The 2175-nt window shown below is 47.3% G+C and carries 2 protein-coding genes; both read left to right on the plus strand.

Annotation, left to right across the window (positions count from 1 at the left end; translation table 11 throughout):
* Nucleotides 1-1575, plus strand: a 1575-nt coding sequence (locus KDK16_RS08025) for a DUF4116 domain-containing protein (protein ID WP_257275510.1), incomplete at its 5' end; no start/stop codon positions are given.
* Nucleotides 1576-1733: 158 nt separating this feature from the next.
* Nucleotides 1734-2175, plus strand: a 442-nt coding sequence (locus KDK16_RS08030) for a hypothetical protein (RefSeq protein WP_257275511.1), incomplete at its 3' end; no start/stop codon positions are given.

A 2175-nucleotide genomic window follows, 5' to 3' on the forward strand; every position in this document is an offset into this window, starting at 1 on the left:
GGGTTAGAGAGTATCATTACGCCCATGCAGGCCGCTGAAGAAGGGCAGGTATCCCAGAGAGTGTTTCGTCAGTGGGTGGCAGATTGCCATCAGCTACAATCCTGTCTTCAGGCACTCACCCCCTCGAAGGCTGAGCGGGTCCGAAGTGTCCATGAGCTGATTTTTGCCCTGCATCAGCGCTTCGTAGAGGCGCTGGCACCGGTTGCTCTGACTTCACGTCAGGGTAGGGTGTCTGAGGAAGAGAACGTCACCTACGTTGATTTCACAACTTCGGATAATTCGGGTGGACAGGAACCGCTGTTGAATCCGTCCGGCAAGGCATCCATCAAAAAATTACGGCTTTCAGGGACTGCGGTCATCATCGATGATGCCCTGATTGTTAACCTGAATCTTGGAGCTCATAAGGGTGTTGTTGAGCTGCTTGAAAACGCAGAGGGAGGGAAAGGACGAACCTTGCGACTGAAATTTTCTGACCAATTCGATAAAATTTCTGGTTGGGAAAAAGCTGGCAAGTTAAAACGTATGTGGTTTCTGGTCAAGCTTCTGAAAGCGATAGAGCTGCGTGAAGATGCTGGTCCCATGAAGCTAAGTTGCAACGGCACAGCGGGAGAGATTATCGTAGAGTGTCCCCGAATGAGTTCACGTCAATCCATGCAGGAAGCCTTCAAAAAACTGATGATCGTGCTGCATTCCATGGACTGGCTGGATATACACTTTGCAGGTCGCATTTCTAATGGAGTTCAGTGGAACTTTAACATGCTTGCACAACGCCTTAATGACGATGTTGCGACAGAAGCCGATAGATTCGACTTTCAACATTGCCTTTTCTCAATGTTTTATGGGGGTGGTTTCCATATTGATCGCGATTGTTGCCGATTGTTAAGCAACCCACTCCAACAGTTTATTCACTATGCACGGCGGTTAGCTGAGTGTGAGTTCCTGGTATCTCAGCAGGAAAAATCAGAGGACAGTCTGCATGAACTGTTAATGAGTGATGAGATCGCTGAGGGCACTCGATCGGAGCTCTTGCATCATTATTTATTGGAAGATACCGTTTACGCTCCCCAATTGATTGAGCAGGTGTATGGCCTGAGCAATCAATACTTTGTTATCAATCCATCCTGGTGTTACAGACTGGAGTTTTATCTTCCACCGGCTCATCCGCTTTCAGATGATAAAGACAAGGTCAGGAATATCTTGCTGAATCACGGACTGAAATATGCCAGTCAACGGATTCTGAATGATAGAGAGCTGGTATTAGCAGCCATTGCAGAATATCCAGATGACCTGATGTATGCGAGTAAAGAACTGAAGAATGATAACGATGTTGTCATTGCCGCAGTCAGTCGAAATGGCTTGGCGCTGGACTATGCAAGCCGGGAACTTAAGGGTAATACAAAGGTGGTCATGGCTGCAGTCAGTCAAAATGGCCTGGCGCTGATTTATGCAAGCCCGGAACTTCAGGATAATAAAGAGGTGGTCATGGCTGCTGTAGCAAATGAACCGGACGCTCTGAGATATGCCAGTAAAAGACTACGAAGCGATAAAAAAAATGATTCTAATGGCCATGGCTGATAGTACTTTTTACTTATCGTTGTTTTTTTCTATTGCGTGTTTCAGGCTAACGGAGGAACTTTATAAAAAGATCCCAGTCTAACGAAGTTAATTGATTGATTTGACAGCCCCTTGGCCATTAAGTCATGGATGAATATTAACTTTGAAGGGATATATTTATGTTACCCGCCGGATCTGAAAAAACATGTCATCAAGTCCCCGCAACGAATCCGAATAAGGATACCCGGGCCAGTAGTTCATCCAATAGGTATTTCAGGGATACTGACACCATCCCTGTCTGCACAACGCCAATTACCAAGCGCCTTTGCAGTGCATCTGTCCCGGGTCTGGCTACTGACAACTCTCCCCCATGCCGTGAACTGCTCGGGGGCAAGGGAATGTTTCTGCAGCTCATGCAGGCAATAGGACTGTCTGTGCCACCGTTCAAATGTGTTTCAGTCCGGGCAATGAATGCGCTTGAACAACACCCTCTGGATACCCATTGTTTAGCCCGCTATCTTCCGGGGATGGCCCTTGAATCGGACGCAGAGTGCAGCCTGATGAAGATCAGGGAATACCTAAGCACCTTGCCACCTTCAGAGCAAAACCAAAGGGATGAAT

This window comes from Endozoicomonas sp. SESOKO4 (assembly GCF_024606275.1).